The organism is Prevotella sp. P6B4 (assembly GCF_000619985.1).
Classification (GTDB): domain Bacteria; phylum Bacteroidota; class Bacteroidia; order Bacteroidales; family Bacteroidaceae; genus Prevotella.
Genome location: NZ_JHVE01000008.1, coordinates 13,509 through 37,340, shown reverse-complemented (window position 1 = coordinate 37,340; position 23,832 = coordinate 13,509). Strand labels below are relative to the sequence as shown.

Genomic DNA, 23,832 nt, shown 5'->3' with positions numbered 1-23,832 from the left:
AAGTTATTGGGAAATAGTTATAAGTCTGACTGTCGAGTTTAGACCGCTTGGCACGGGTGCCCAGTGATCGTATTTAGTGGTTTTGTAATTGATGTCGACCACGTTGATCTCGTTAAACTTGCGCCATTCTATGCCTTTACGATCCAGATCGGCTATGCGGTTTGCGGGTAGGTTGGTCACTTCGATACGGAGTGTGTTCTTGCCCTTACGCAGCGTTTTACCGCAATCAAGGATAAAGGGTACAGCCCAGGCACAGCCAACGAACTGACCATTGATATACACACGGGCCGACTCTCGTACATCGCCTAAATCAATTTTCCATGATTGACGTGCCTCCTGAGCCGACAGACGGAAAGAAGTGGTATAAACACCTGTTCCCATGGTAACAGCGGCGCTGTCGCTCAATGTCTCCCATGTTTGGAGTTTTGCCAAACGGAAGGTTTTGCCCACCCTGGGCGTCTCGTCGGTAAACGAGAGCGCCCAAGGTCCCAGGAGCTCCTTCTCCTGGGCCTGCGGGGCCTTTTCAGGTACTATACTGGTTGAAACTAGTTGATCGGATGTTTGCAGGATTCGACTCTCGCCCGATTTCAAGGCAATATGCAACTGACCGTTGTTGACGCTTGCTGGCGTGATGTCGCCATTCATGGGGTTGAACCAGTGGGCGCCCTTGAAAGGAACTGCAAGAGAGACATCGCCTTCCACATCGTTTGGTGTAAGATTGACGATGAAGTAATGCCACTGGTTGCCCTGCTTGCGACGGATGGCACGCAGTCCTAACTGGGTTTTCATGGGTTCTGACTGAGCGAAATGCGCCATGAGTTCAGGTTGTTCGCCTTTGATCACGTAAGGATGCAGACGATCAATCTGTGCCTGCAGGGCTGCATCGATGGTGGTGCCACTGGGAATGATGAGGGCACGATAGCTGGTGCCGCCTTCGGTGACGAGTCGACCATCAGCAATGCGTAACTTTGCCAGTTGGCGGTCGCTGATATAGTCACAGTCGTAGCCCAGACGGTCGATGGCAAGGATGCTCTTGATGAACTGAGGAGCTTTCTTGGCCATTGAGTGGATATCGAACTGCATCAGGATTTCGTTGCCAGTACGCTGACGCCACATATCACGAACGGGTAGATAGACTAAGAAATCGTTGTCGGGTTGTCCCAGTTGCAGGAAACTCTGACAGCGTTCGATATACTTCATGAGGTAAGGGGCATCGCGCCAGATGCTGTTGGTTGGGCTCATATCCACTGAGGCATAGAACTTCCAACCTGGCCACGCATCGTTCTTGGGTGTGTAGCATGAACCGTGGAAGAATACGTGATTCACACCACAGGTGAACATCAGGTCGAGATCGGGTTTCATCTGCGAGAGTGATGTGCGGAAGTGTTCTGTGAGCCAGGTAAATGTCTCGCTCGATGTGAACGGCTTACCCATGACGTGGGCGGCCGAAGATGCGTATTTTAGCATCGACACATCGCTGTCGTTCTTGCGGGTCATACCAGAATCGGTACGCAGACCACGAATGCCGAAATCAGACAGTCCAAATCCTTCAATCTCAGGAATATCGACAGCAGCGTAGAGATCAAGCAGGTTAGCGGGGGAGCCGTGTGCCTGATTGCGCACCTTTACACCATGTTGGTGGGCCCATGCCACCCATTGTTGAGTGAAGTTCTCGAGCAACAGGTCACTCAGCGTTTCACGGTAGTCGCACAGCACTTGGTTGCCATCACCGCCATGCAGCAGTTCAGGTAACTTCTCACGCAGGTCGTAACCGCGACGTTTCTGGAACTCATAGAACAGGGTAGGGGTCCAGTTGGCCTTGTACACCTCATATGAGTCGTTGAAGAAGGTATGCGGGTAAGGCACGCCTGATGTGGCGAATGCCTGTGTGAAGCGGTCGAGATAGTGTGCTACAGCCTGGCGGTCGAAATGGTCAACTACCCAGCCTTCGCCACCAGGAGCTGCACGTTTCACCTTTTGTCGGGTACGACCAATCTCAACGTTATAGGTCTTGACACCTCCTATGATGGTATCTTTGAAAATGGCACGACAGGCAGCCTCGTCAAGCGCGATATGCGGACCGCCAAAAGGCCAACCTGTGCCACAGTTCATATCTACCTCGATGCCTAACGGACGGGCGATATCCTGCACCATCAGCAATGCCTGCATCCATTGAGGTGAGAGGAAGCTGATGTTCTGACTATCGTTGCCTTTTACTCCATAGAGTGGGGTAATTTCTACCGCACCGATACCGGCACGTGCATATTCTGAGAGGTTCCATTGCAGGTCCTCTTTATTAACAGCAGAACCCAGCCACCACCAACGGGTGCCGGGCTTTGCTTCAGGTTGTGCTGCAGGCCAGCTCTGAGCCAGCCCCGCTGTCGCTAAGCAACACGCTGTCAATAGGGTTAAGTATCGCCTCATTTCTGTATGAGTTTATAATATTCTGATGCGCCCAGTAGGAAACAGCCAGTGCCGTAGTCCTCGAAGTCGGGCACACTGGTGAAGGTGACAGGCTGTCCAGCTGATGGCTCCTTTCCTGTACCTTGGTTCCAGCCTAAGAAACCATCAGTGTGTACGCATGATTCAAGTGCCTGCCAGGCTTTATCGCAGGCAGGACGGTATATCTTCTCCTTGAGCAGTCCCTGCTGTATGCCCCATGCCATACCGTAGAGGAAGAGGGCTGTGCCTGTCATCTCAGGGGTGGGATAGTCGACATCCGAAACCAGACTGGCGTGCCAGAATCCATCGTTATGCTGGCATTTCAGCAGCCCGGCACTCATCAGCACAAAGTCTTTTTTCAGTTCCTTATACTCCTTGCTCTTAGGTGAGAGCTGGTTCATGCAGCGCACCAAGGCGGCATAAACCCAGCCGTTGCCACGACTCCAGTAACAGTCCTTACCATCTTTCTCCTTGTAAGGTGGTACGTAGTCGGCATCGCGCCACCACAAGCCGTCTTTGGTATTGAACAGACCACCACCGCACTCGTTACGGGTCCAGCGGTACATCTGCATGGCGTGGTCGCGGTATTTCTGTTCGCCAGTGAGCTTACCCACTTGCATATAGAGCGGCATAGCCATCTGGATGGCATCAATCCAGGTCCACCAACCGTAAAGCGAGTTGACATTGGTCTTAGCCTTGGGGGTAGAGGTCTGCTGCTTGGTGTTGGGGGTAGCCATCTGGTGGTCTAAGTTGGCAATGACGTTAGCCAATAATGCTTTCTGATCTCTTCCTTTGAGAGCTGCCAGTTCCACGTAGGTCTGTCCGCAGCACTGGTCGTCGGCATCGCAGGTGTTCACACCATTGCGTGGGGTCCATTTGTGGAAATCGGCCCATGTCATGGCATAGTCGATGTAGCGCTGTTGTGGGGCGATGGCATTCAGGGCCATCAGTCCCTCATAGTACACGGCGCGTGTCCAGAGCGACGAGGGACGCACCTTCTTCACGTTGGTGGGCAGGGTAGGATCGCTATACTTCGCCATGAAATAATCGTTGGCTTTCTGTGCTGTCGGCAGCACGTTGTTCTGAGCGGTAGCCGATTCAGAGAGGCTCATAAACGCTACCAGTGCAATCATAATTTTCTTCATTTCTATGTAGTTTATTTTGTTTCGAACTTGGTAATGACGGTTTTATATTTGTGGGATATTGTTTTCAGCGATATCTTCGATGGCTGTTGACCAGCACGTAGGATAACCATGGCCGAGCCTTGCCACAGACGGCGGTGGTTTGTCACGTTCAGTTCTTCGCTGGTGATGTCGCCATTGGTTACGGCAATGATGCGTGCATCGCCCTCCACTTCGAACTGTAGCTCATCGGTGGCAGCAAACACACGACGGCCTTTGCTGTCGACAGCGGTAATGCGGATGTGCTGCAGGTCCTGACCGTCGGCCTTCCACTGACTATTGTCAGGGCTCGCAATCAGTTTTACAGCCTTGCCTGTTGTTTCAATAGTGTGACGGGCTATCACCTTTCCCTGTTTGTAGGCCACAGCTTCTAACCGACCAGCCTGATAGGCTATATTCTTCCAAAGGATGCGATTACGATTCTCTGGATCAGTGGGATTGGTACGGCGCCCCAAACGTTTGCCGTTCAGTAGTAACTCTACTTCGTCGCCGTTTGTATATGTATATAGGTTGACTTTCGATCCTGCTGCACGATTCCAGTTTTCTGTCTCGATGTCGTTGCCTGTCTGTATGCCGTTCCACTCGATGTCGTTTTCTGTATCCTCAACCACAGCGATGCGTACCAATGGCTCGTTTTTCAGGAAACTCTTCATGAAGTAGGCCTTGGGCTTGGGGTCAAGAGCAATGTCGAACACACCTTGCGCCCATCCTTTAGCTGGCCAGCCTTGACTTTCGCCTAAATAGTCGATGGCACCCCAATAGGCCAGTCCAACTACTTTGTCAAGATCCATCTCGAACCAGTTGGGGCCCATCTTGTTGATGCTGGCTTCGCTCTGGTAAAATGTCATCCAAGGAAAACGGCGCCTGTCGCCTGGGAAGTACATATATCTATAGTTATACGCTTGGATGTCAGTCTGCATAGCCAGGTCGCATGGCAGTGAGTCGGTCTGCCAGTTACGGTAGCGCGGATGCATGGCTACGGTTATCTGACGGGTGGAATCGTAACGGTGTACCACAGGGCGCATCATCTTATAGCAGGTCACGCCGAAGTCGCCGAAAGGCTGGTTTGGGTCCTGTTGCAGTTCGTTGCCTAAGCTCCACATCACTACGCTGGGTGAGTTGCGGTCGCGTGTAATCCACTCCGTCACATCCTGAGCCCAATGGTTCATAAATGGTACGCGTCCGCCTGTATGCTGCTGGGTCCATTTATCATAGAGTTCATCCACCACCAGAATGCCGTATTTGTCGCACAGACGGATAAAGTCGCGGCTATAGGGGTTATGCGAGGTGCGGATATGGTTGATGCCGAACTGTTTCATCATCTGGATACGCTTCTCAATGGCACGTGGATAGGCTGCAGCACCTAAGGCGCCTAAGGTGTGGTGGTTGGCATAGCCCTTCAGGAGAACCTTCTGGCCGTTCAACTTCAAGCCGAAGGCGGGTCCGTACTCGATGGTGCGGATACCGAACTGCTCACTCACCTCATCGGCCACTGTCCCGTCCTGATACAGTAGCTCTACCTTGGCAGTATAGAGGTTAGGATGCTCAGTATCCCAGAGCTGTGGCTTGGGAATCTCTATCTCGGCCAAGCGGAGATTCTGTGTGCGTGACTGCGGATTGCCGCTACGTGATGCAGTCTGCTTTACTATCTGCCGACCTTCCGGATCGTAGATAGTTACCCTTACAAGGGTTTGACGGTTCTTGGTACGATTGGTTACGTCGGCCGAGATGTTGACAAACTGATTATCGCGTGTGGTGATATACAGTGGATGGCGCTCGAAATACAGATCGGCAGAGGTGTTGATGAGCGATACATTGCGAAACAGCCCCCCACCAGTGTACCAGCGCGAGTTGCGCTCTGTCATGGTATGTGCCTTAACAATGAGCTCGTTGGGCTGACCATAATGCAGCTGTTGGGTGATATCTATCTGGAAGCCTACGTAGCCGTAGTCTGTTCCTCCTATATGCTTACCATTCAGCCATACATCGCCCACGTACATGATACCTTCGAAATCGAGCAGGATACGACGACCTTTCAGTGTGGCATCGGGTGTAATTATTTTGCGATACCAGCCTGCCCCCATCTCTTTGAAACCTCGTGCCGAGAGTCGGCTCTTGATGTTGGCAGCCACATCGCTATTGTCGGCCCGTTCATCTGCCGAAGGGGCAACCCAAGGCTGTTCTATCTGGAAATCGTGGGGCACATCAATCTGATACGACTGAGTAAAAAGTGAGTCGCGTGCGAAATCCCAACCATAGTTCAGGTTGACCACCTCTCGTGGTTGCGCCTGCATGGTGGATGCGAGGCACAGCAGAAGAGAGACTGAAAAAGTGCGGTACGTTTTCATTTATTTACTTGTTTTTTGGTTTTTGCTGCAAAGTTATGTATATTATCCTGCTACTTTCATATTCTTTTGTTCTGAATTTAGCAATATTGTACAACTTTATTAGATTGCGGACAAAAATGAATGATATGGACGATTAAAAACATCTACTTTTGCAGTAACTAATTAAAACTGTGATGAAAAGACTAATATTCCTAACGTTGGCATTCGCCGTAGGTCTGTGTGTAAAGGCGCAGACTGTCGACACCTTATTAAATATATATAGTGTCAACCCCATCGATTTCTCGGTTCGTGTACCTGATGGTAATTATCGTGTTACCGTTACCCTTGGTTCGAAGAAACGTGCCGCCCAGACGGTAGTACGTGCTGAGAGTCGTCGCCATTATACGGATGTCATCACCACCAAGAAAGGCAAGTATCAGATATTATCCTTCGTGGTGAACAAGCATGAGCCTCAAATTGATGCTGCCAATCGTGTGAAGCTGAAAACACGCGAGCTGACCTATAAGAACTGGGACGACGCCTTGAACCTGCAGTTCTGCGGACCAGCACCTGCCGTGCAGCGCATCATCATCGAGCCCGACACTGCTGCCACTACCGTTTTCCTGTGTGGCAATAGCACCGTGGTCGATCAGGAGAAAGAGCCCTGGGCTTCGTGGGGACAGATGATTACCCGTTGGTTCACCCCCGATGTAGTGATTGCCAACTATGCCGAAAGCGGTCTGTCGGCTACTACCTTCCTCGCTCAGCTGCGCCTTGATAAGATTCTTACGCAACTGCGTAGTGGCGATTATGTGATCTGTGAGTTCGGTCATAACGATGAGAAGGAACATAAAGCCGGCGATGGCGCTTGGTACAGCTATAGTCGTAACCTGAAGATTTTTGTGGACCGTGTACGTGCGAAAGGCGGTCATATCATTTTTGTAACACCTACAGCCCGTCGGTTCTTCGAGGCTGATCAGCGTACCCTGCGCAACACTCATGGCGACTATCCTGAAGCCATGCGCACTGTAGCCCGCAGAGAGCAGGTGCCAGTCATTGAATTGAACGGGATGACTACCGCCTTTTATGAAGCTCTTGGTTTCGAGGGTTCCAAGCGTGCGTTGGTACATTATCCCGCTAACACTTTTGCCGATCAGCCAGAACCATTGGCAGATAACACCCACTTTAATCCGTATGGAGCTTGGGAGGTGGCCAAGATGATTGTGATGGGACTCAAACAGATGCATTGTCCACTTGCTGATCACCTGCGAGCCGACTGGCAGGACTTTGATCCATCGCACCCAGACAACCCTGATGCTTTTATCTGGTATCCGTCAGGAAATACCAACCTGACCAAGCCCGATGGCAATTAAAAAAAAGTACAGGTTGAACGATAATCATAGTAATCGTACGATTTTTGTATATATGTATAGATAAAAACTTGCTACTTTTGCAGCAAAACCTAAATTTCAAATTAATAAATTACTAATTAAATTATTTAAAAACAGTATGAAAGACATTGGTAAATCAAGTCTGAACAGCAGCTGGACCATGTTCCAGAGGTTGATGTTTACGGTACTGTTCGCCGTGTTTGCCGTTGGTGCATTCGCTCAGAGCAAGATTACCGGAACAGTGGTCGATGCTAAGGGAGATCCTATCATCGGTGCAAGCGTGGTTATTAAGGGAACAAGCAATGGTGCCATTACCGATTTGGATGGTCATTTCACGATTGCTAATGCGCCCGGCAAAGGTTCTTTAGAGGTTTCTTACATTGGCTATAAATCACAGAGTGTAGCCCTTGGTGGAAAATCGCAGATCAACATTACGCTTCAGGAAGATAATGCTTTGCTCGACGAAGTGGTTGTAGTAGGTTACGGCACGATGAAGAAGAGCGATGTAACCGGTTCTCTGGCACGTGTAAGTGGCGATGATCTGAAGGCCATGCCAGTAAAGAATGCGCTGGAAGGTATGCAGGGTAAGGCTGCCGGTGTGGATATCACTTCTAACCAGCGTCCAGGTTCTGTAGGTAAGATTCAGATCCGTGGCGTGCGCTCTATCGGTGCAAACAATGACCCTCTGTATGTTGTCGACGGAATGGTGCTACAGGCTGGTGGTATTGACAACCTGAACCCCAGCGATATCGAGAGCATCGACATTCTGAAGGATGCTTCTGCTACTGCTATCTATGGTAGCCGTGGTGCCAACGGTGTTGTGCTGGTAACAACCAAGAAAGGTAAGGCTGGTAAGGTGAGCATCAACTACTCTGGTACTGTTTCGTTCGAGACCTTGCATGAGGTGACCGAGATGATGAACGCTGCCGAGTGGCTCGACTACGCACGTCTGGCAAAATATAACATGGGTTCGTATAAGAGTGCTACTCCTGATTACGAGCAGGATAAGCTGGCCTTTGGTGGTGTGGCTGCCTCTTGGGCACAGATTGACAAAGCTTGGTCTAATGGCACATACGATCCTTCAAAGGTTGGTGGCTATGACTGGGTAGCTGATGGTAAGCGTACAGGTATCACCCACGAGCACACCCTGAGTGTTTCTGGTGGTGCAGAGAAGTTTAACGGTTATGCCTCGTTTGGTTACCTGAATCAGAAGGGCACTCAGCCTGGTCAGTCATATGAGCGCTTCACGCTGAAGACTTCGTTCGAGGCTAAGCCTCTTGATTTCTTTGTATTTGGTGCTGGTATCAACGCCTCTTACGGTAATCAGGATTATGGCTACAGCTTCACCAAGTCGACTACTGGTGCTGGTGACTATTATGGTGCATTGCAGGGCATGCTGCCTTGGACTGTTCCTTATGATGCTGATGGCAACTATCTGCGTTTGCCTAACAATGATATCAATATCATCAACCCCATCCGTGAACTGCAGTACAATACCAATAACCGTAAAACCTTCCGTGCACAGGCTAACGTTTATGGTGAGGTGGATTTCGGTAAGCTCTGGAGTCCGTTAGACGGTTTGCGTTATCGTATCCAGTTCGGTCCTGAGTTCCGTTACTACACACTGGGTATTGCCAACGCTGCTGGTGGTATCAACGGTGATGGTAACAATAAGGCGCAGTATCAGAATGATATCCGTAGAGCCTACACACTCGATAACCTGATTTATTATAATAAGACAATTGCCGACGTTCACAACATTGGCTTGACTTTGATGCAGAGTGCTTCTGAGTATCATTATGAGATGGGTAACATGAGCGCTACCAATGTCAGCTCTGCCGAGCAGCTGTGGTACAATCTGTATTCTGCTGGCTCTTTGAGCGGATTCGGTACGGGCTTGACCGAGACTCAGATGACTTCTTACCTGGTTCGCTTGAACTACGGTTTCATGGATAAGTATCTGCTTACCGCTTCTATGCGTTGGGATGGTGCCTCACAGCTGGCTGAGGGTCATAAGTGGGCAAGCTTCCCATCTGTAGCGCTGGCTTGGCGTGCTAATCAGGAGAACTTCCTGAAGGATGTGAGCTGGTTGAGCAATCTGAAACTGCGTCTGGGTTGGGGTATCACAGGTAACGCTGCTATCTCAGCATATGCTACAAAGGGTGCCATCCAGGGTGCTTACTATCAGTGGGGTAAGGAGAATCCTGCCTTAGGTTACGTGCCTTCTGACCCATCAGCAAAGACCCCAAACAAGATGGCTAACAATCAGTTGACCTGGGAGAAGACCACACAGCTGAACCTGGGTATCGACTTTGGATTCATCAACAGCCGTATCAATGGTAGCTTTGATATCTATAAGACTACCACCAAGGATTTGTTGTTGCCCATGACTATTCCTTCGTTGACTGGTTATACCTCTACTTATGCCAATGTAGGTAAGACTTCGGGTTGGGGTATCGACTTCCAGTTGAACGCCATCCCTGTAAAGACACGTGATTTCGAGTGGACATCTACACTCACATGGAGTATGGACCGCAGCGAAATCAAGGAGCTGGCCAATGGTAAGAAGGAGGACGTTAACAACCGCTGGTTTGTAGGTGAGGAGATTGGCGTTTACTACGACTATGTATATGATGGCATCTGGAAGACCAGCGAGGCTGAAGAGGCTGCCAAGTATGGTCGTAAGCCTGGCCAGATTAAGGTGAAGGACTTTAATGAAGATCATGCTATTGATGGTAACAACGACCGTAGGATTGTTGGTAAGTATCGTCCTGACTGGACTGCTGGATGGACCAACACCTTCAACTACAAGAATCTGGAACTCTCTGTATTCCTGTATTCACGTTGGGGATTCACCGTTCCCGCAGGAAGTGCAACGCTCGATGGCCGCTACATGATGCGTAAACTCGACTACTGGGTAGCAGGAACCAACGAGAATGCTAAGTACTATAGCCCTGGTTCTACCGGTGAGGCTGCTGATACCTATGCTTCGTCTATGAACTATCAGGATGGTTCGTTCATCAAGGTTCGTAATATCTCTCTGGGTTATAACTTCACCGCTAAGCAGCTCAAACCACTGGGTATCAATAGCTGTAAGGTTTATCTACAGGCTAACAACCCATTCTTCCTGTATAAGAAGACCGACTGGTTGGATACTGACTTGTTAAGTTATGCAAACAATACACAGACAAATGCATCGGGTGTTACCCTTAAGAGCTTTGTTGTAGGTCTTAACATCGGATTCTAATTAAAGAAAGGACTAATTATGAAATTTAAAAATATAGTATCAATCGCCCTGATGACGAGCGTTGTGGGCGGTATGACCACATCTTGTGGTGATGAATTCCTGAAGGAGGAGCTGAAGACTGAATTCAGCACCGACTATTTCAAGACTCAGGATGGCTTGGACGATTTGGCTACAGGTGCCTACTTGAAACTGAAATTTAAGTTCAATTATATCTGGGGTATCGAGTGCTACAATATGGGTGTCGATGAGTTTACCGATGCCAATAACCAAATGCCTGCATGGAACCACTATGGCGATGCGCTGAACTCGACTGAGGGTGGTGCCAACCAGCCTGTGTGGGATAACTACTATGGCTTGATAGAGCCTGCCAATGTTCTTATTAAGAATGTGCCAGAGTTCTATGGCCAGTCGAATGCTGACTATAACACCCGCCTGGGTGAGGGCTATTTCATGCGTGCCTATGGCTACTTCGAATTGGTGAAACAGTTTGGTGGTGTGCCTCTTAAGTTGCAGCCTTCAACAGGTCCTGAGACTTATTTCACCCGCAACAGCGAGGAGGAGGTCTATGCTCAGATTATCAGCGACTTAGAGGAGGCTTATAAGTTGCTGCCTACCACACCTGCCCAGGTAGGTCGTGTCACCAAGTATGCTGCTGCCCACTTCCTGGCAAAGGCTCATCTGTTCCGTGCTTCTGAGGCTTATGATAAATGGAACAGTGCATATAAGAATGATGACCTCGATGCCGTTATCAAGTATGCTACCGAGGTGGTCAATGCGCATCCGCTGTGCAGCGACTATGTGCAGTTGTGGGATTACAAAGAGGCTAATGGTGCTAACGAGAATGTATCAGAGGTGGTGCTGGCTGCTCAGTTCTCTAACGATGAGTCAACCTGGGGCCGCTTTGGTAACCAGATGCACCTGTACTATCCCTCTGTTTATCAGGATATGAAGGGTACAAACCGTGATATCTCTGGTGGTCGTGAGTTCTCTTATGTAAGTGCCACTGAATACACCATGGAGGTGTTTGACCGTGTAAACGACTCTCGTTTCTGGAAGTCGTTCATCACTTGCTACGGTTGTAATAATACGAAGAATGCGCCCACATGGACGGCTGAAGATATCGCTTCGGGTAAAGCGCCTGCTGGCGTAGCTGCTGGCGACAAGCGTTTCGTTGGTGGTCAGGTAGGTATCAAGTATATCGTCAACAATCCTGGTGACGACCGCTATGAAAACTATGCTTCTGGTGCTTCTGATGTTCTGGTATCTAAGGATGGCGTGCTTCAGGCTCCTCACACCTTTGTGCGTTACTTCAAGGGACAGGATTTCAACTGGAACACCGACATTAAGAATCTTACCGGTAACTACTACGGCGTGATTCCTCACAAGCGTAGCGTAGCGCTGAGTAAGTATCGTGATGGTGCCCGTAACTCTATTGCGTCTCAGTTTGGTACACGTGATGCCATCATCGCCCGTTCGGCCGAGGATGTGCTGATGATTGCCGAGGCTTATATTCGCAAGGGTGAGAGCAACTATGCTCAGGCCATCGAGTGGATCAACAAACTGCGTGAGCGTGCAGGATATGCTGCTGGTGAAAACCGTTCGGTGAATGTGGATGGTGGTCAGGCTTATAAGAATAACTCATATTGTACCGGTAAGGGTGGTGGCTATAGCGCTGATGGTGCTATCTACAGCGAGCAAAACACTTACTATGAGAGTAACAATATTGCTGAGACAACAGCTTCTTCTAAGGCTGCCATGCGACTGAATAGTGTTGACGATGTATACAACTCGCCCACAGAGCAGCGCATCTATAAGGCCCTGAAGTGCTCTACCAATGCGGAGAAGATGATGTGCTTCCTGCTTGATGAGCGTACACGTGAGCTTTGTGGTGAGGCTCTCCGTTGGGAGGATCTGGCGCGCACACGTACACTCGATGCCCGTTGGCATGCCTTCAACGATGGTGTGAGCCGTGGTATAGGCGACTTTAAGGCTGATAAGCACTACTATCGTCCTATTCCACAGTCGTTCCTCGATGGTATCACTACCGAGAGTGGAGCAGGCCTCACTGCTGAGCAGAAGCAGGCTATGCAGAATAATGGTTATTAATGGATTTGGCTACATAATTTGGTTCATACATATTAAATGTTAGCACATTAATTAAGGTTAGTTGTTTTGTAGACCGCCCCGCGAGCAGTGGCTCGTCGGGGCGGTTTCTTTTTTACTGACCTTTGCCGTATTTGCTGGGTGGAACACCGTATTTCTCCTTGAAACACTTGTAGAAATAGGTGGGCGACTGGAAGCCTACCTTGTAGCTCACCTCCGTCACGTTCAGGTCGCCTTCTATCAGCAGCTCGGCGGCTTTCTTCAGGCGCTCTGTCTGCAGGTAGGTGTTGGGCGACATGCCTGTAAACTCCTTCATCTTACCATAGAACTTGGTACGGCCCATCTTGAGCAGGGCTGCCAGCGTGTCGACATTGAATTCAGGGTCGCCCATACGCTGTGCCACAATGGTTTCCATCTTCTCGCGGAAACGCTGGTCGGCCTCGTCGGTGATGATAGGGGCATTGAACTTGGAACTTTGAACATTGAGCTTTGAACTGTCATCGGCGGGTTGCAGACGGCTGTACCATTGGATGAGCTGGGTGATGCGCAGTATGAGCAGCTCAAAGTTACAGGGCTTCACCATATAGTCGTCGGCACCTGCTTTGTAGCCTCGCAGCAGCTGGTCGTCGCCATCGAGTGCTGTCAGCATGATGATGGGGATGTGTTTCGAGTTCTCTGTGGCGCGTAGCTGTCGTACAATTTCGAAGCCGTTGATGTCGGGCAGCATCACGTCGCACAGTATCAGGTCGGGAGCCTGTTTGCCGATGCCGCTCAGTGCCTGCTGTCCGTTGGTATAGCTCACGGTGTGGAAATAGCGTGCCACACTATCGCGTATCTGGTCGAGCATATCTGGATCGTCCTCGATGATGGCCACGTTGATATTCTCGTTGAATGCCACAGGTGTCAGGTCGCGTATATCCTCTGGTGTAGCCTCCTTCTCCATGGTGGTGTTTACGGCAGTAGCTCCGGCATAGTCCTCGCTGCTGTACACATCGGCAGTAGCAGGGATGGTGGTGATGAATCGCGCCCCGCCTTCGTCTGCTATACGTTCATATACCAACGAGCCCTTGTGCAGTCGTGCCGACTGGAAGGCGGTATAGAGTCCGATACCCATGCCGCCCTGGGATACGTAGCCATGCATGAAGGGCTGGAACAGCTGTGGCATCTGCTGCTCGCTGATGCCAGGTCCGTTGTCCTCAACCATTAGCTGTATCTGCTGTCTTTCTTTGAGCAGTTTCACTTTCAGACTGATGTGTCCACCTTGTGGCGTGTATTTCACCGCATTGCTCAGCAGATTGTAGAGTATCGTCTCCACCAGATGGGGGTCGAAGGTCATCTGGTACTGGTGTGCGAATGGGGTGTAGGTGAGCTGTTGCTCCTTGCGGGCAGCCATCTCGCGGAACTCGTCGCTGGTGGCGCGTCCCAGTTTGATGATGTCGCCCTCCATCACGCCTAATCGCTGGTTACCTGTGTTGATACGTCTGAACTCCATCAGTTGGTTCACCAGCTTCGAGAGTCGCAGCGTGCCTCGGCGCACAGTCTGCACAGCCGAACGCGATACTTGCTCGCTGCCCTTCTGGGTGAGCTTGTCGGCAGCGCCGCTGATGATGGCCAGGGGTGTACGGAACTCGTGGGCGATATGGGTGAAGAAGTTTAATCGGAAGGTCGAAAGCTCTTTCTCCACGCGTATCTGCTGGTTGAGTTCGAAGTTACGTCGCCAGGCGCGATAGAAGTACCAGCACAGCACGCCGATAATAAAGAGGTAGATGAGCCATGCCCACCACGTGTTGTACCACGGCTGGCGGATAATGATGGTAAACACGTACTCCTCGCTCCATTGGTTGTTCTTGTTCAGCGAGCTGAGGTGGAACAGGTAGGTGCCTGGTGGCAGACTGTTGTAGCGTGCGCTGTTGTCGCTGGTCAGCTGTCGCCAGTCGTGCTCCACACCTTCCATATAATAGCGGTATTGGGTAGATGAGATACCAGCGTAGTCAAGGTTCGAGAATCCTAACTCTATCGAGTTCTGGTCGTGGTTCAGCACCAGTTGCTGGTCGCTGGTCGACAGGTAGCGTGCCACACCGTCAATGCTCACCATGGTGATGATGGGTCGTCCGGCTTTCTCAGGCAGCTCTGCGTTCAGTCGTTCTGGTTGCAGTATCATCATGCCATAGGCGGTGCCGAACAGCAGTCGTCCGTCAGGCAGCATGGCAGTACTGTTCTCGCTGTAGATGTTGCTTTCCATGGTGTGTCCGAACTGGTAGCTGTTCACCTTCTGGTCCTTGCGTATACAGGTGATGCCGTTGTCGGTACCAGCCCAGATATTGCCTTGTCGATCAGTGGTAATTGAGAGTATATTGTTGGTAATCAGTCCGTCGTGGGTGGTATAGCTGCGCTCGATGGTGAATTTCCCGTTGTCGTAGCGGCATTTCTGCAGTCCGCCGCCACGTCCGCCAACCCAGATGTTACCAGCCGAGTCGGGCATCAGACACGATATCTCGTCGAAGGGGAAGTCGCCCTGCTGTATGTTATGGCTGATGAGGTCGTTGTTGGTCAGCGTCTTTTTCAGCATGTCGATATGGTACACGCCGTTGTTGCTGGCCAGCCAGTACTGGTGGCGGTTGTCGGCACGGATGATACGTATCAGACTCTCGTTGTACGAGCGCTTCATCAGGTGTGTGGTGTTCAGCAGTCCGTCGGCCTCCAGGTGCACCACAAACAGTCCGTCGCCCCAGGTGGCTATCCACAGGCGCCCTAAAGGGTCTTCGGTGATGTCGTAGATCTGTGCCGATGGGAAATCGATGCGCTTGCCGTCGATATAGAGTCCGCCGCCTCGCAGTCCCATCCACTCGTGGTCCTTGGTGTCCTTATAGTAGGCATATACGGCAGCAGGCAGCGATTGTGGCTGTTGGTGCTGCCATGTGGCAGGATTCAGTTCGTATAGCAGGTTGTCGCGCGTGCTCAGCAGCACCCTGTTGCCGCCGGCATAGTTCACCATGCGCACAAAGTTACTCCAGTCGCCCTTGCGGTTGGGCTGTGGGTAGAAGTAGTCGGCATTGGTGCGGTCGGGTGGCAGTATGCAGGTCAGTCCTGTCGATTCCTCGCTCAGCCAGATGCAGCCGCTGCGGTCTATCAGGATGTTGTTCAGATAGCTGTTACCCACAATGGCCCATGGCGAGGTGGCCGAGTAGTGCTGCAGGCGGTCGTGCTCAATGTCGTACACAAAGAGTCCGTTGCCATAGCTGGCAATGTAGTACAGTCCGTCGGCACCTTTCTTGATGTTATATCGGCGGAATCGTTCCACCGTCGATTTCACGCCCTGCATCAGGTTCAGCACGCGCATGTCGCCCTTGGCAGTGAACACGTAGAGTATGCCCGTGCTGTTGCTTACAAAGTGGTTTTGGTCGTCGCTGCTCAGTCCCTCCATCTGTGCGCCTCCCTGCATGTGGTATTTGGTGGTGGCGTTGGCGGTGCCGTCCTTGGGGTTCACCATCAGGGTTTCGTTGTTGGTCATGATCATCCAGCAGCCGTGCCACTCGAAGCTGGCCGATACCATATTGATTTTCTTCATGTCGGCAGCGATGGCGATTCGTCGCAGTTCGCGTCCGTTCTCGTCGAAGGTGTAAATCAGTCCTGTGTTGGTCAGCGCCAGCATGGTGTGTCCAATCTGTATGCCTCGGCGGAAGAACACGCCCTGGGCAATGGTGCGTGCCTTGCCCTGTGCATCGATGATGGTGATGCCCGATGAGGTCATGGTCCACAGGCGTCCCTGTTGGTCTTCGAAGGCATCGTTCACGTGGTTCACGGGCAGGGTGCCGCTGGCTTTGGTATAGTCGGTACAGCTCACCAGTCCGTCGGCGCTGCCTTTCACACGGCGCACGCCGCTCTCATCGTCGAACATCCACACCACGCCCTGTCGGCCGCGTATGAATCGGCGGTACGTGCGTGCGTAGTCCTTCTTGCCGGTAAAGTCGATAAAGGTTCCCGTACGCAGGTCGTAGCAGCAGTACACGTAGGTGCTGGTTCGCATCCACAGGTGGCGCTTGTCGTCGTCAGGAAACACGTATCCCACCACGCCGTGTATAGGGTCGCCGTCAGGTCCTAAGTTGTATATGTTGTAGAACTGGTATCCGTCGTATCTGCACAGTCCGTTGGCTGCCGCCATCCAGATGTAGCCGTCGGCATCCTGCGTCATGTCGAAAATCTGGTTACTGGGCAGTCCGTCGGCCGAACTGATATGCCGGCTGTTGGTCAGCAGCTTGTCTTGCGCTGTCAGTATGCTGCTCAAGGCGAGCAGGCAGAGTATGGAAACTTGTCTTAAGTTCATGATGGTTAGTTGTTATCGGGTGCAAATATACTCATTATTTTCCGATTAATGGACTTGTAAACGGACAAAAATGCATGTTTTCGGATAAAATAGTTGGCTGAGTATGGAAAATAAACACTAATTTTGCAGCAAAAACCAAAAACAACGATGAGAAGCTCTACTTTAACAACCGTTTTACTGCTGTTGGCAGCCGTCATGCTGCAGGCCCAACCACGCTATGACATGCAGCATATTCAGCGCGAACATCTGAACCGTGGTGTGGTTGCCATCCGCAGTGGCAAGCAGGTTGTGGTCAGCTGGCGCACGCTCAGCAGCGATGCTGTCGGGCAGCCGTTCAGTGTGTATCGCAACGGGCGTAAACTCACCCAGCAGCCGCTGCGCGAGGGCGGCACTTTCTATATCGATCAGGCACCGCTCGCCAGCGATGCCACCTACGAGGTGCGAGGCGGCGCCCGCAACGGTCGTTTCACGTTGCGTGCCAATGCCCCTGAGGGCTATCTGCCCATCAAGCTGCAACAGCCAGCTGGTGGTACCACCCCCGATGGTAAGCCGTTCGGCTATACTGCCAACGATGCCAGTGTGGCCGATGTGGATGGCGACGGACAGTATGAGATTGTGCTGAAGTGGGACCCCACCAACGCCCACGACAATGCCCACGACGGCTATACCGGCCCTACGCTGTTTGATTGCTACCGTCTGGATGGCACCCTGTTGTGGCGCATCGATCTGGGCATCAACGTGCGCAGTGGCGCCCATTACACCCCCTTTATTTTCTACGACCTTGATGGCGACGGACGTGCTGAGTTCATGGTCCGTACCAGCGATGGCACCCGCGATGGCAAGGGTAGGGTGATAGGCGATGCCCAGGCCGACTATCGCCACCGTGCGCCTGCCGATGCCGAGCAGCCTCTGCCCACGCCTGAATGGGCGAAATACAACAAGCAGGGCCGCCCCAAGACAGGGCGCATCCTTACTGGCAATGAATACCTCACCGTGTTCGACGGTCTTACTGGCACGGCCTTGGCCACCCAGCCCTATGTGCCCGAACGTGGCAACCTGAGCGACTGGGGCGACAACTATGCCAACCGTTCCGACCGCTTCCTGGCAGCTGTGGGCTATCTCGATGGCAAGCATGCCTCGGCCATCTTCTGTCGTGGCTACTACACCCGCACCGTGCTGGCAGCCTGGGACTGGGACGGCCGCGAGCTGAAGCAGCACTGGGTGTTCGATACCCTCCAGCCCGCGTGGGCAGCCTATGCAGGGCAGGGCAACCACAACCTGCGCGTGGCTGATGTCGATGGCGACGGCTGCGATGAGATTACCTATGGCTCGATGGCTGTCGATCACGATGGTCGAGGCCTCTATAACACAGGCATGGGTCATGGCGATGCCATCCACCTGATGTGCTTCAATCCGCAGAGCACCGACCTGCAGGTGTGGGACTGCCACGAGAACCGTCGCGACGGCTCCGACTTCCGCGATGCCCGTACTGGCAAGGTCATCTTCCAGGTGCCCTCCAAGAACGATGTAGGTCGCTGCATGGCAGCCGATATCGACCCCACCAATCCCGGACTCGAGATGTGGAGTACCGATAGTCATGGCATCCGCACGCTGAAAGGCGAGGTGCTCTATTCCGCCGAAGATCCTGACGACCCGCAGCACAAACAGCATCTGAAGTTAGGTGGCCGCTACCTCTCTGTCAACTTCGGCATCTGGTGGGATGGCGACCTGCTTCGCGAGCTGCTCGACCACGAGGCGGTGAGCAAGTACGATTGGCAGAACCATACCATGAAGGATGTGACCAGGTTCGATGGCGTGGTGTTCAACAACTGGACCAAGTCCAACCCCTGCCTGTCGGCCGATATCCTTGGCGACTGGCGCGAGGAGGTTGTCGCCCGCACCCCCGATAACAGCGAGTTGCGCATCTATGTGTCGCCCATCCCCACAGCCTATCGCATCAACAGCCTCATGGAGGATATCCCTTACCGCTTATCCACCGCAGCCCAGAATGTGGGCTATAACCAGCCCTCCGAGCCCGGTTTCTATCTGGGCCCCGACCCAACGGTCAATCCCTTCCTGAAGTCACTGCAGCCCCCGCGTGAGTACCAGCTCACCGAGCCTGCACAGCCCAAGGCTATTCGTAGCGACCACCTGCGTATGGGTGGTGCTAATCCCAAGGGCGAGCGCATCGATATCAACAACTTCTACATGTCGATGGCAGGCAAACCCGTCATCCCCGTGATGGGCGAGTTCCACTTCTCGCGCTATCCTGCCGAGCAGTGGGAGGAGGAGATCCTGAAGATGAAGGCGGGGGGCGTAACCGTTATCCCCACCTATGTGTTCTGGAGTTTGCATGAGGAGGTCGAGGGCCAGTTTCGTTGGGACGGTCAGCGTAACCTGCGCCGCTTTGTCGAGCTCTGTCAGAAGCACGATATGGCTGTGATTGTGCGTATCGGCCCCTTCTGTCATGGCGAGATCCGTAGTGGCGGATTCCCCGATTGGCTCTTTGCCAAACCTTTGGAGGTGCGCAGCAACGATCCCGAATACCTGAAACTGGTGAAGCGCCTCTATACCGAGATCGGTAAGCAGTTGCAGGGCCTGTATTATAAGGATGGCGGCCCTATTATCGGCTGTCAGGTTGAGAACGAGATGCAGCATTCGGCTGCCCCCTGGGCCATCTGCTATCCAGGCGAGCCCAAGGATAATACGGCTGCCAGCTACAATGCCGGCGAGGCTATGATAGGTGTGGGCAACCAGGCACGCAAGGCCACTGGTGCCGAGATGGGCACCCTGCACATGCAGCTGCTCAAGCAGATGGCCGTCGAGGCTGGTATCGATGTACCTTTCTACACCGCCACAGGGTGGGGTAATGCCGCTGTCATCGAGGGCGAGGCCATCCCCGTCACAGCCGCCTATACCTATCCCTTCTGGGCTAAGCCTCACATGTCGAAATTCCTGATGTTCAAGGATCTCACCAAAGAGGCCGATTATGCGCCTACGCGTTATAACCCTGCCGATTACCCCTCGTTCTGTGCCGAGATGGGCGCTGGTATACAGATGATCTACAGCGCCCGTCCCATCGTCACAGCCGAGGCAGCCGAGGGCCTGATGGTGCGCACCTTGGGTAGCGGTAGTAATGGCATCGGCTACTATATGTATCACGGAGGCAGCACGCCCAAGCAGATAGGCGGTGTGGGCTCGTTCCAGGACGAGCCTATGGGCATGCCCAAGATAAGCTATGATTTCCAGGCACCTATCGGCGAGTTCGGACTCGAAGGCAAGATGTATCGCAACCTGCGCCTGCTCCACACCTTCTTAGCCGATTTCGGCCATCTGCTGGCGCCCATGGAACCCGTTCTGCCAGCCGATTGGCAGCAGATGACGCCCGGTAACCGCGACCACCTGCGCTATGCTGCCCGTATCAAGGATGGCAGCGGCTTCCTGTTTATGGTCAACTTCCAGGACCACGACACCCTGCGCCACGACCAGTCGGGCGTGGTAAAACTCAACTTGAAAAACGAAACCATCTCTATCCCCGTTATGCTTCCTAAGGACGAAAGCATGATTCTGCCCTTCAATCTCGATATGGACGGTGCGCAGCTCAAGTATGCCACAGCCCAGCTACTCATGAAGCTTCAGGACAAGGGCACACCTCACTATATCTTCTTTGCCCCCGAAGGTGTTAAGCCTGAGTTTGTGTTTGCTGGTGGCAAGGTGTTCCGCCCGGTACCTGGCTTTAAGAGCACCTTTACTTATAAGGGCATTAAGGTTACCACGCTCACCCGCCAGCAGGCGCTGAATGCGTTGAAGGTTAACGGCAAACTGCTGATAACTGATGCCACCGTGCTGCCTACAGCCGATGGTGCCACGCTGCTCAGTCTGGGCAACCATCAGGTCAGCTATGTGGTGTATCCCAGCAAGCAGGGCTTTAAGGCTCAGACAGCCAGCGTAGCCCCCGTCGAGCCCCAGTTCGAGGTCAAGCAGGCTGGTCCTCGCCGCATGTCGGTTAAGGTGTTGGATAATGGTCAATCATCCCAGGTACAGGAGTATTTCCTGCGCATCAATTACGTGGGCGATGTGGCTATGGCGTTTATGAAGGGTCAGCTGATGCAGGACGAGTTCTACCATGGCGAGCCTTGGACGATTGGCTTGAAGCGCTATGCCGACGATCTGAAGACCGACCCGCTGACGTTCTATTTCCGTCCGCTGCGCAAGAACGCCCCCTTCTTAGGCGATCTGCCCCAAAAAGCCGTGCCCGATTTCGAACACGGCCCTGTAGTAGATATCCAGCAGGTAGAAGTCATCCCCGAATATAAATTCGATATCAGGTTTTAGTGGGTTTACTCCATACGGCCGTATTTGACTGCGTCTCCGTCCTTCGCGACTCGGTCATTCATGCAAGCATGATGGCTCTCGCTGCTCTGTCCGGTCATCTCTTCGCCCTGTTTGTCGTACTGTTTGCGCTTGCCAACAGGAGGCTCTGTCAGGGTGATGCGCACTACGGCTGTATGGTCCAGACTGCGGGCGATGGCATCGTCGAATGCCGCCATGTGGTGTGGTAGGAATCGCTCACAGATGGCTCGCAGTGCTGCTATCTTCTCTTCGCGATCGTTCACCAGCTCTGCCTTACCTACGGCTGTGGCCGATTTGAATTGCAGGGTAAAACTGCCGTCCTTAGGGCCAACCGTAGGCGCACATTTAGTGACAGCCGACAGGAATACCGTCGGCTGATGGGTTATGCAGTCCAACTTGTCGCCCTCCAAGGCACAGTGGAAATAAAATGTTTTCTCATCGGTACGCGCCAGCGACAGGGGCAATCCGTAAGGAGTGCCGTCGGGGCGCGTCATGCTTACTGTCACGTATGGAGCCTTGTCCAGCACCTCCAGTGCAAAGGCGGCATCCATCTCTCTGCTTACTTTTCTCATTTTTCCTTTAATCTTTGTATCAGGCCGCTAAAGTACAAAAAATCCCAGACATATCGCTATGCCTGAGACTTTCATTCGCATCTTTTATGCTTTATTGTGATTTTGTGTTTGAATTCAATGTTCAATGGTCATAATCTTCGTGGGGCAGGCCAGAGTACACTTGCCGCACTTGATGCAGTCGGGGTGCAGGTAGCCCGATTCCTGGCCGCGCGAGTCGTAGGGCGTGAGCTGCATGGGGCATACGCGGGCACAGCTCTTGCACTTCATCTGACAGGCGCTCGATACGTGTACGTTGGTATATGCCTTGGGCAGTGGGGCCTTTTTGGGCGACACCCAGTTTGAGATGGTTCCCATGGGGCAGAATGTGCACCAAGTGCGTGGGGCATAGATGAATGCCAATACCACACCAACGATAGTGGTAGCCACAATAATTTTCCAGAACACCATGCCGATGCCAGCCCACATGGCCAGTCCGCCTTCGCTCCAGGGCACAAAGCTCAGCTGTATGCCAAACATGGTGAAGATAAAAAACACCATAAACAAGCGGAACCCGAAGGAGCGCACAAACTTAGGTATCTCGCGGTGGGGCGAGTATTTCGACAGCAGTTGGCTGAACAGATTGCCACGCGGACAAACGTTGCCGCACCACCAGCGGCCTCGCCAGATGCTGAACAGCACGGGGCCAACCATACAGATGATGGCCGCTAAACCAATTACTGGGAAGAGCCAGCCAAGGATGATATAGGCGATGATAATCCAATATAGTGGTCGCCCTGGTGTTTCAAAGTGGCGATGGAATTGCTTCTTTGTTGTTTTCTTTTTTGTTTCTTCTTGAGTCATCATTTTTACCTTTTTTGTTTTCACGGTGCAAAATTACGCATATTTTGATAGACATACGAATTATTTTATCTATCTTTGCATCGATGTAATCTATTATAATGATCTGGAACGTATGACCCTACAGCAACTAAAGTACATTGTAGCTATCGATCGCTATCGTAGTTTTGCCAAGGCTGCCGATGCCTTAGGCATCTCGCAACCCACCTTGAGTGCCATGTTGGTTAAGTTGGAAGATGAGCTCGACGTGCGCATTTTTGAGCGTAGCAACAAAAGTGTAACACCCACGATTGCTGGCGGAAAAATTATCCGTCAGGCAGAGCGTGCCATCGCTGAGGCTGAGCGTATCAATGAGTTGGTGAGCGAAGACAGGAGCGATGTGACTGGCGAGCTTCGACTGAGCGTGGGTCCCACCATCTCGCCCTATATCCTGCCCAAGTTTATCCGTTATTACACCGAGGATTATCCGCAGGTGCGGCTGACCATTAACGAGCTGAAGGGCGATGCCATGCTGGCCGAACTGCAGTTAGGGCATATCGATGCCGCCATCGCCATCAGCGGACAGGCACGTCAAGGCATACTCGAGATACCGCTTTATACCGAGAAGTTTATGGTGTATCTTGCGGCTGACTGCTGGCGCAAGTTACCCGTGTTCCATCCCGAGAATCTGGAACACGAAAAGATGTGGATTATGCGCGATGCCCAGTGCCTGCGCGAAAGCGCATTCAGCTTCTGCAAGGCGCGCACCAAGGGGCGCAGGGTGTACGAGGCTGGCAGTATCGACACCCTTATCCGTATCGTAGATGAGAACGGCGGTTTTACCATTATCCCCGAGATGCACCTGCCGTTCCTTAGTGATGAACAGCGTGAGAATGTGCGCCGTATCGAGGGCGATTACCTGTCGCAGCGCCGTGTGTCGCTCTACATCCGCGAGGATTACATCCGCCAGGCCATGCTGAATACCATCACCAAAACACTCCTTCGATTCATGCCTGCTGGCATGATGGAGGACCGCATCGCCAAGTATGGCGTCAAACTAGGGTGACGTACCGAAC

General features: G+C 52.3%; 11 protein-coding genes. 5 read left to right on the top strand and 6 right to left on the bottom strand.

The window, feature by feature from the left end; all coding sequences use genetic code 11:
* Nucleotides 1-3 precede the first annotated feature (3 nt).
* The 3 genes from T491_RS0106820 to T491_RS15900 are packed head-to-tail and all read right to left on the bottom strand — an operon-like array spanning nt 4 to nt 5,971.
* The gene (locus T491_RS0106820; RefSeq protein ID WP_028903230.1) at nt 4-2,424 is read right to left on the bottom strand and encodes a glycosyl hydrolase; all 2,421 of its coding nucleotides are present in this window, start codon (nt 2,422-2,424) and stop codon (nt 4-6) included.
* Nucleotides 2,421-3,587 (bottom strand): glycoside hydrolase family 105 protein, encoded by a 1,167-nt coding sequence (locus T491_RS0106815; RefSeq protein WP_028903229.1) that lies wholly within the window; start codon nt 3,585-3,587, stop codon nt 2,421-2,423. Before T491_RS0106815 ends, T491_RS0106820 begins: the two co-directional genes overlap by 4 nt.
* Nucleotides 3,588-3,598: 11 nt before the next feature.
* Entirely contained in the window at nt 3,599-5,971 is a 2,373-nt protein-coding gene (locus T491_RS15900) for a glycoside hydrolase family 2 TIM barrel-domain containing protein (RefSeq protein WP_081773279.1), read from the bottom strand.
* Between the two features lie 173 nt (nt 5,972-6,144).
* On the opposite strand from T491_RS15900, the gene T491_RS0106805 reads away from it, so the two are divergent.
* The 3 genes from T491_RS0106805 (at nt 6,145) to T491_RS0106795 (ending at nt 12,694) form a co-directional block, all read left to right on the top strand.
* Nucleotides 6,145-7,323 (top strand): rhamnogalacturonan acetylesterase, encoded by a 1,179-nt coding sequence (locus T491_RS0106805; protein ID WP_028903228.1) that lies wholly within the window; start codon nt 6,145-6,147, stop codon nt 7,321-7,323.
* Between the two features lie 178 nt (nt 7,324-7,501).
* On the top strand, nt 7,502-10,588 hold the full coding sequence (locus T491_RS0106800) for a TonB-dependent receptor (protein WP_231480203.1): 3,087 nt from the start codon (nt 7,502-7,504) through the stop codon (nt 10,586-10,588).
* An 18-nt stretch (nt 10,589-10,606) separates the two neighbouring features.
* On the top strand, nt 10,607-12,694 hold the full coding sequence (locus T491_RS0106795) for a RagB/SusD family nutrient uptake outer membrane protein (protein WP_028903226.1): 2,088 nt from the start codon (nt 10,607-10,609) through the stop codon (nt 12,692-12,694).
* Nucleotides 12,695-12,806: 112 nt separating this feature from the next.
* Here T491_RS0106795 and T491_RS0106790 read toward each other — a convergent pair whose 3' ends face one another.
* Nucleotides 12,807-17,015: a two-component regulator propeller domain-containing protein gene (locus T491_RS0106790; protein ID WP_028903225.1), complete on the bottom strand. Its 4,209-nt coding sequence runs from the start codon at nt 17,013-17,015 to the stop codon at nt 12,807-12,809.
* A gap of 147 nt (nt 17,016-17,162) precedes the next feature.
* On the opposite strand from T491_RS0106790, the gene T491_RS18055 reads away from it, so the two are divergent.
* Entirely contained in the window at nt 17,163-21,350 is a 4,188-nt protein-coding gene (locus T491_RS18055; protein ID WP_231480198.1) for a beta-galactosidase, read from the top strand.
* Nucleotides 21,351-21,355: 5 nt separating this feature from the next.
* Here the strand turns inward: T491_RS18055 and T491_RS15885 are convergent, their stop codons facing one another.
* Together T491_RS15885 and T491_RS15880 are read right to left on the bottom strand one after the other, a co-directional pair.
* Entirely contained in the window at nt 21,356-21,940 is a 585-nt protein-coding gene (locus T491_RS15885) for a pyridoxamine 5'-phosphate oxidase family protein (protein WP_081773278.1), read from the bottom strand.
* 114 nt (nt 21,941-22,054) lie between these two features.
* Entirely contained in the window at nt 22,055-22,783 is a 729-nt protein-coding gene (locus T491_RS15880) for a 4Fe-4S binding protein (RefSeq protein ID WP_231480197.1), read from the bottom strand.
* Between the two features lie 109 nt (nt 22,784-22,892).
* On the opposite strand from T491_RS15880, the gene T491_RS0106765 reads away from it, so the two are divergent.
* Complete coding sequence (locus tag T491_RS0106765; protein WP_028903224.1) at nt 22,893-23,822, top strand: LysR substrate-binding domain-containing protein; 930 nt, start codon at nt 22,893-22,895, stop codon at nt 23,820-23,822.
* Nucleotides 23,823-23,832: the final 10 nt, after the last annotated feature.

Bases quoted from the DNA above. Each gene is read 5' to 3' on its own strand.
- T491_RS15880 (WP_231480197.1), bottom strand. From the start codon at position 22,783: ATGATGACTCAAGAAGAAACAAAAAAGAAAACAACAAAGAAGCAATTC.
- T491_RS15885 (WP_081773278.1), bottom strand. From the start codon at position 21,940: ATGAGAAAAGTAAGCAGAGAGATGGATGCCGCCTTTGCACTGGAGGTG.
- T491_RS18055 (WP_231480198.1), top strand. From the start codon at position 17,163: ATGAGAAGCTCTACTTTAACAACCGTTTTACTGCTGTTGGCAGCCGTC.
- T491_RS0106815 (WP_028903229.1), bottom strand. From the start codon at position 3,587: ATGAAGAAAATTATGATTGCACTGGTAGCGTTTATGAGCCTCTCTGAA.
- T491_RS0106820 (WP_028903230.1), bottom strand. From the start codon at position 2,424: ATGAGGCGATACTTAACCCTATTGACAGCGTGTTGCTTAGCGACAGCG.
- T491_RS15900 (WP_081773279.1), bottom strand. From the start codon at position 5,971: ATGAAAACGTACCGCACTTTTTCAGTCTCTCTTCTGCTGTGCCTCGCA.
- T491_RS0106805 (WP_028903228.1), top strand. From the start codon at position 6,145: ATGAAAAGACTAATATTCCTAACGTTGGCATTCGCCGTAGGTCTGTGT.
- T491_RS0106790 (WP_028903225.1), bottom strand. From the start codon at position 17,015: ATGAACTTAAGACAAGTTTCCATACTCTGCCTGCTCGCCTTGAGCAGC.
- T491_RS0106765 (WP_028903224.1), top strand. From the start codon at position 22,893: ATGACCCTACAGCAACTAAAGTACATTGTAGCTATCGATCGCTATCGT.
- T491_RS0106795 (WP_028903226.1), top strand. From the start codon at position 10,607: ATGAAATTTAAAAATATAGTATCAATCGCCCTGATGACGAGCGTTGTG.
- T491_RS0106800 (WP_231480203.1), top strand. From the start codon at position 7,502: ATGTTCCAGAGGTTGATGTTTACGGTACTGTTCGCCGTGTTTGCCGTT.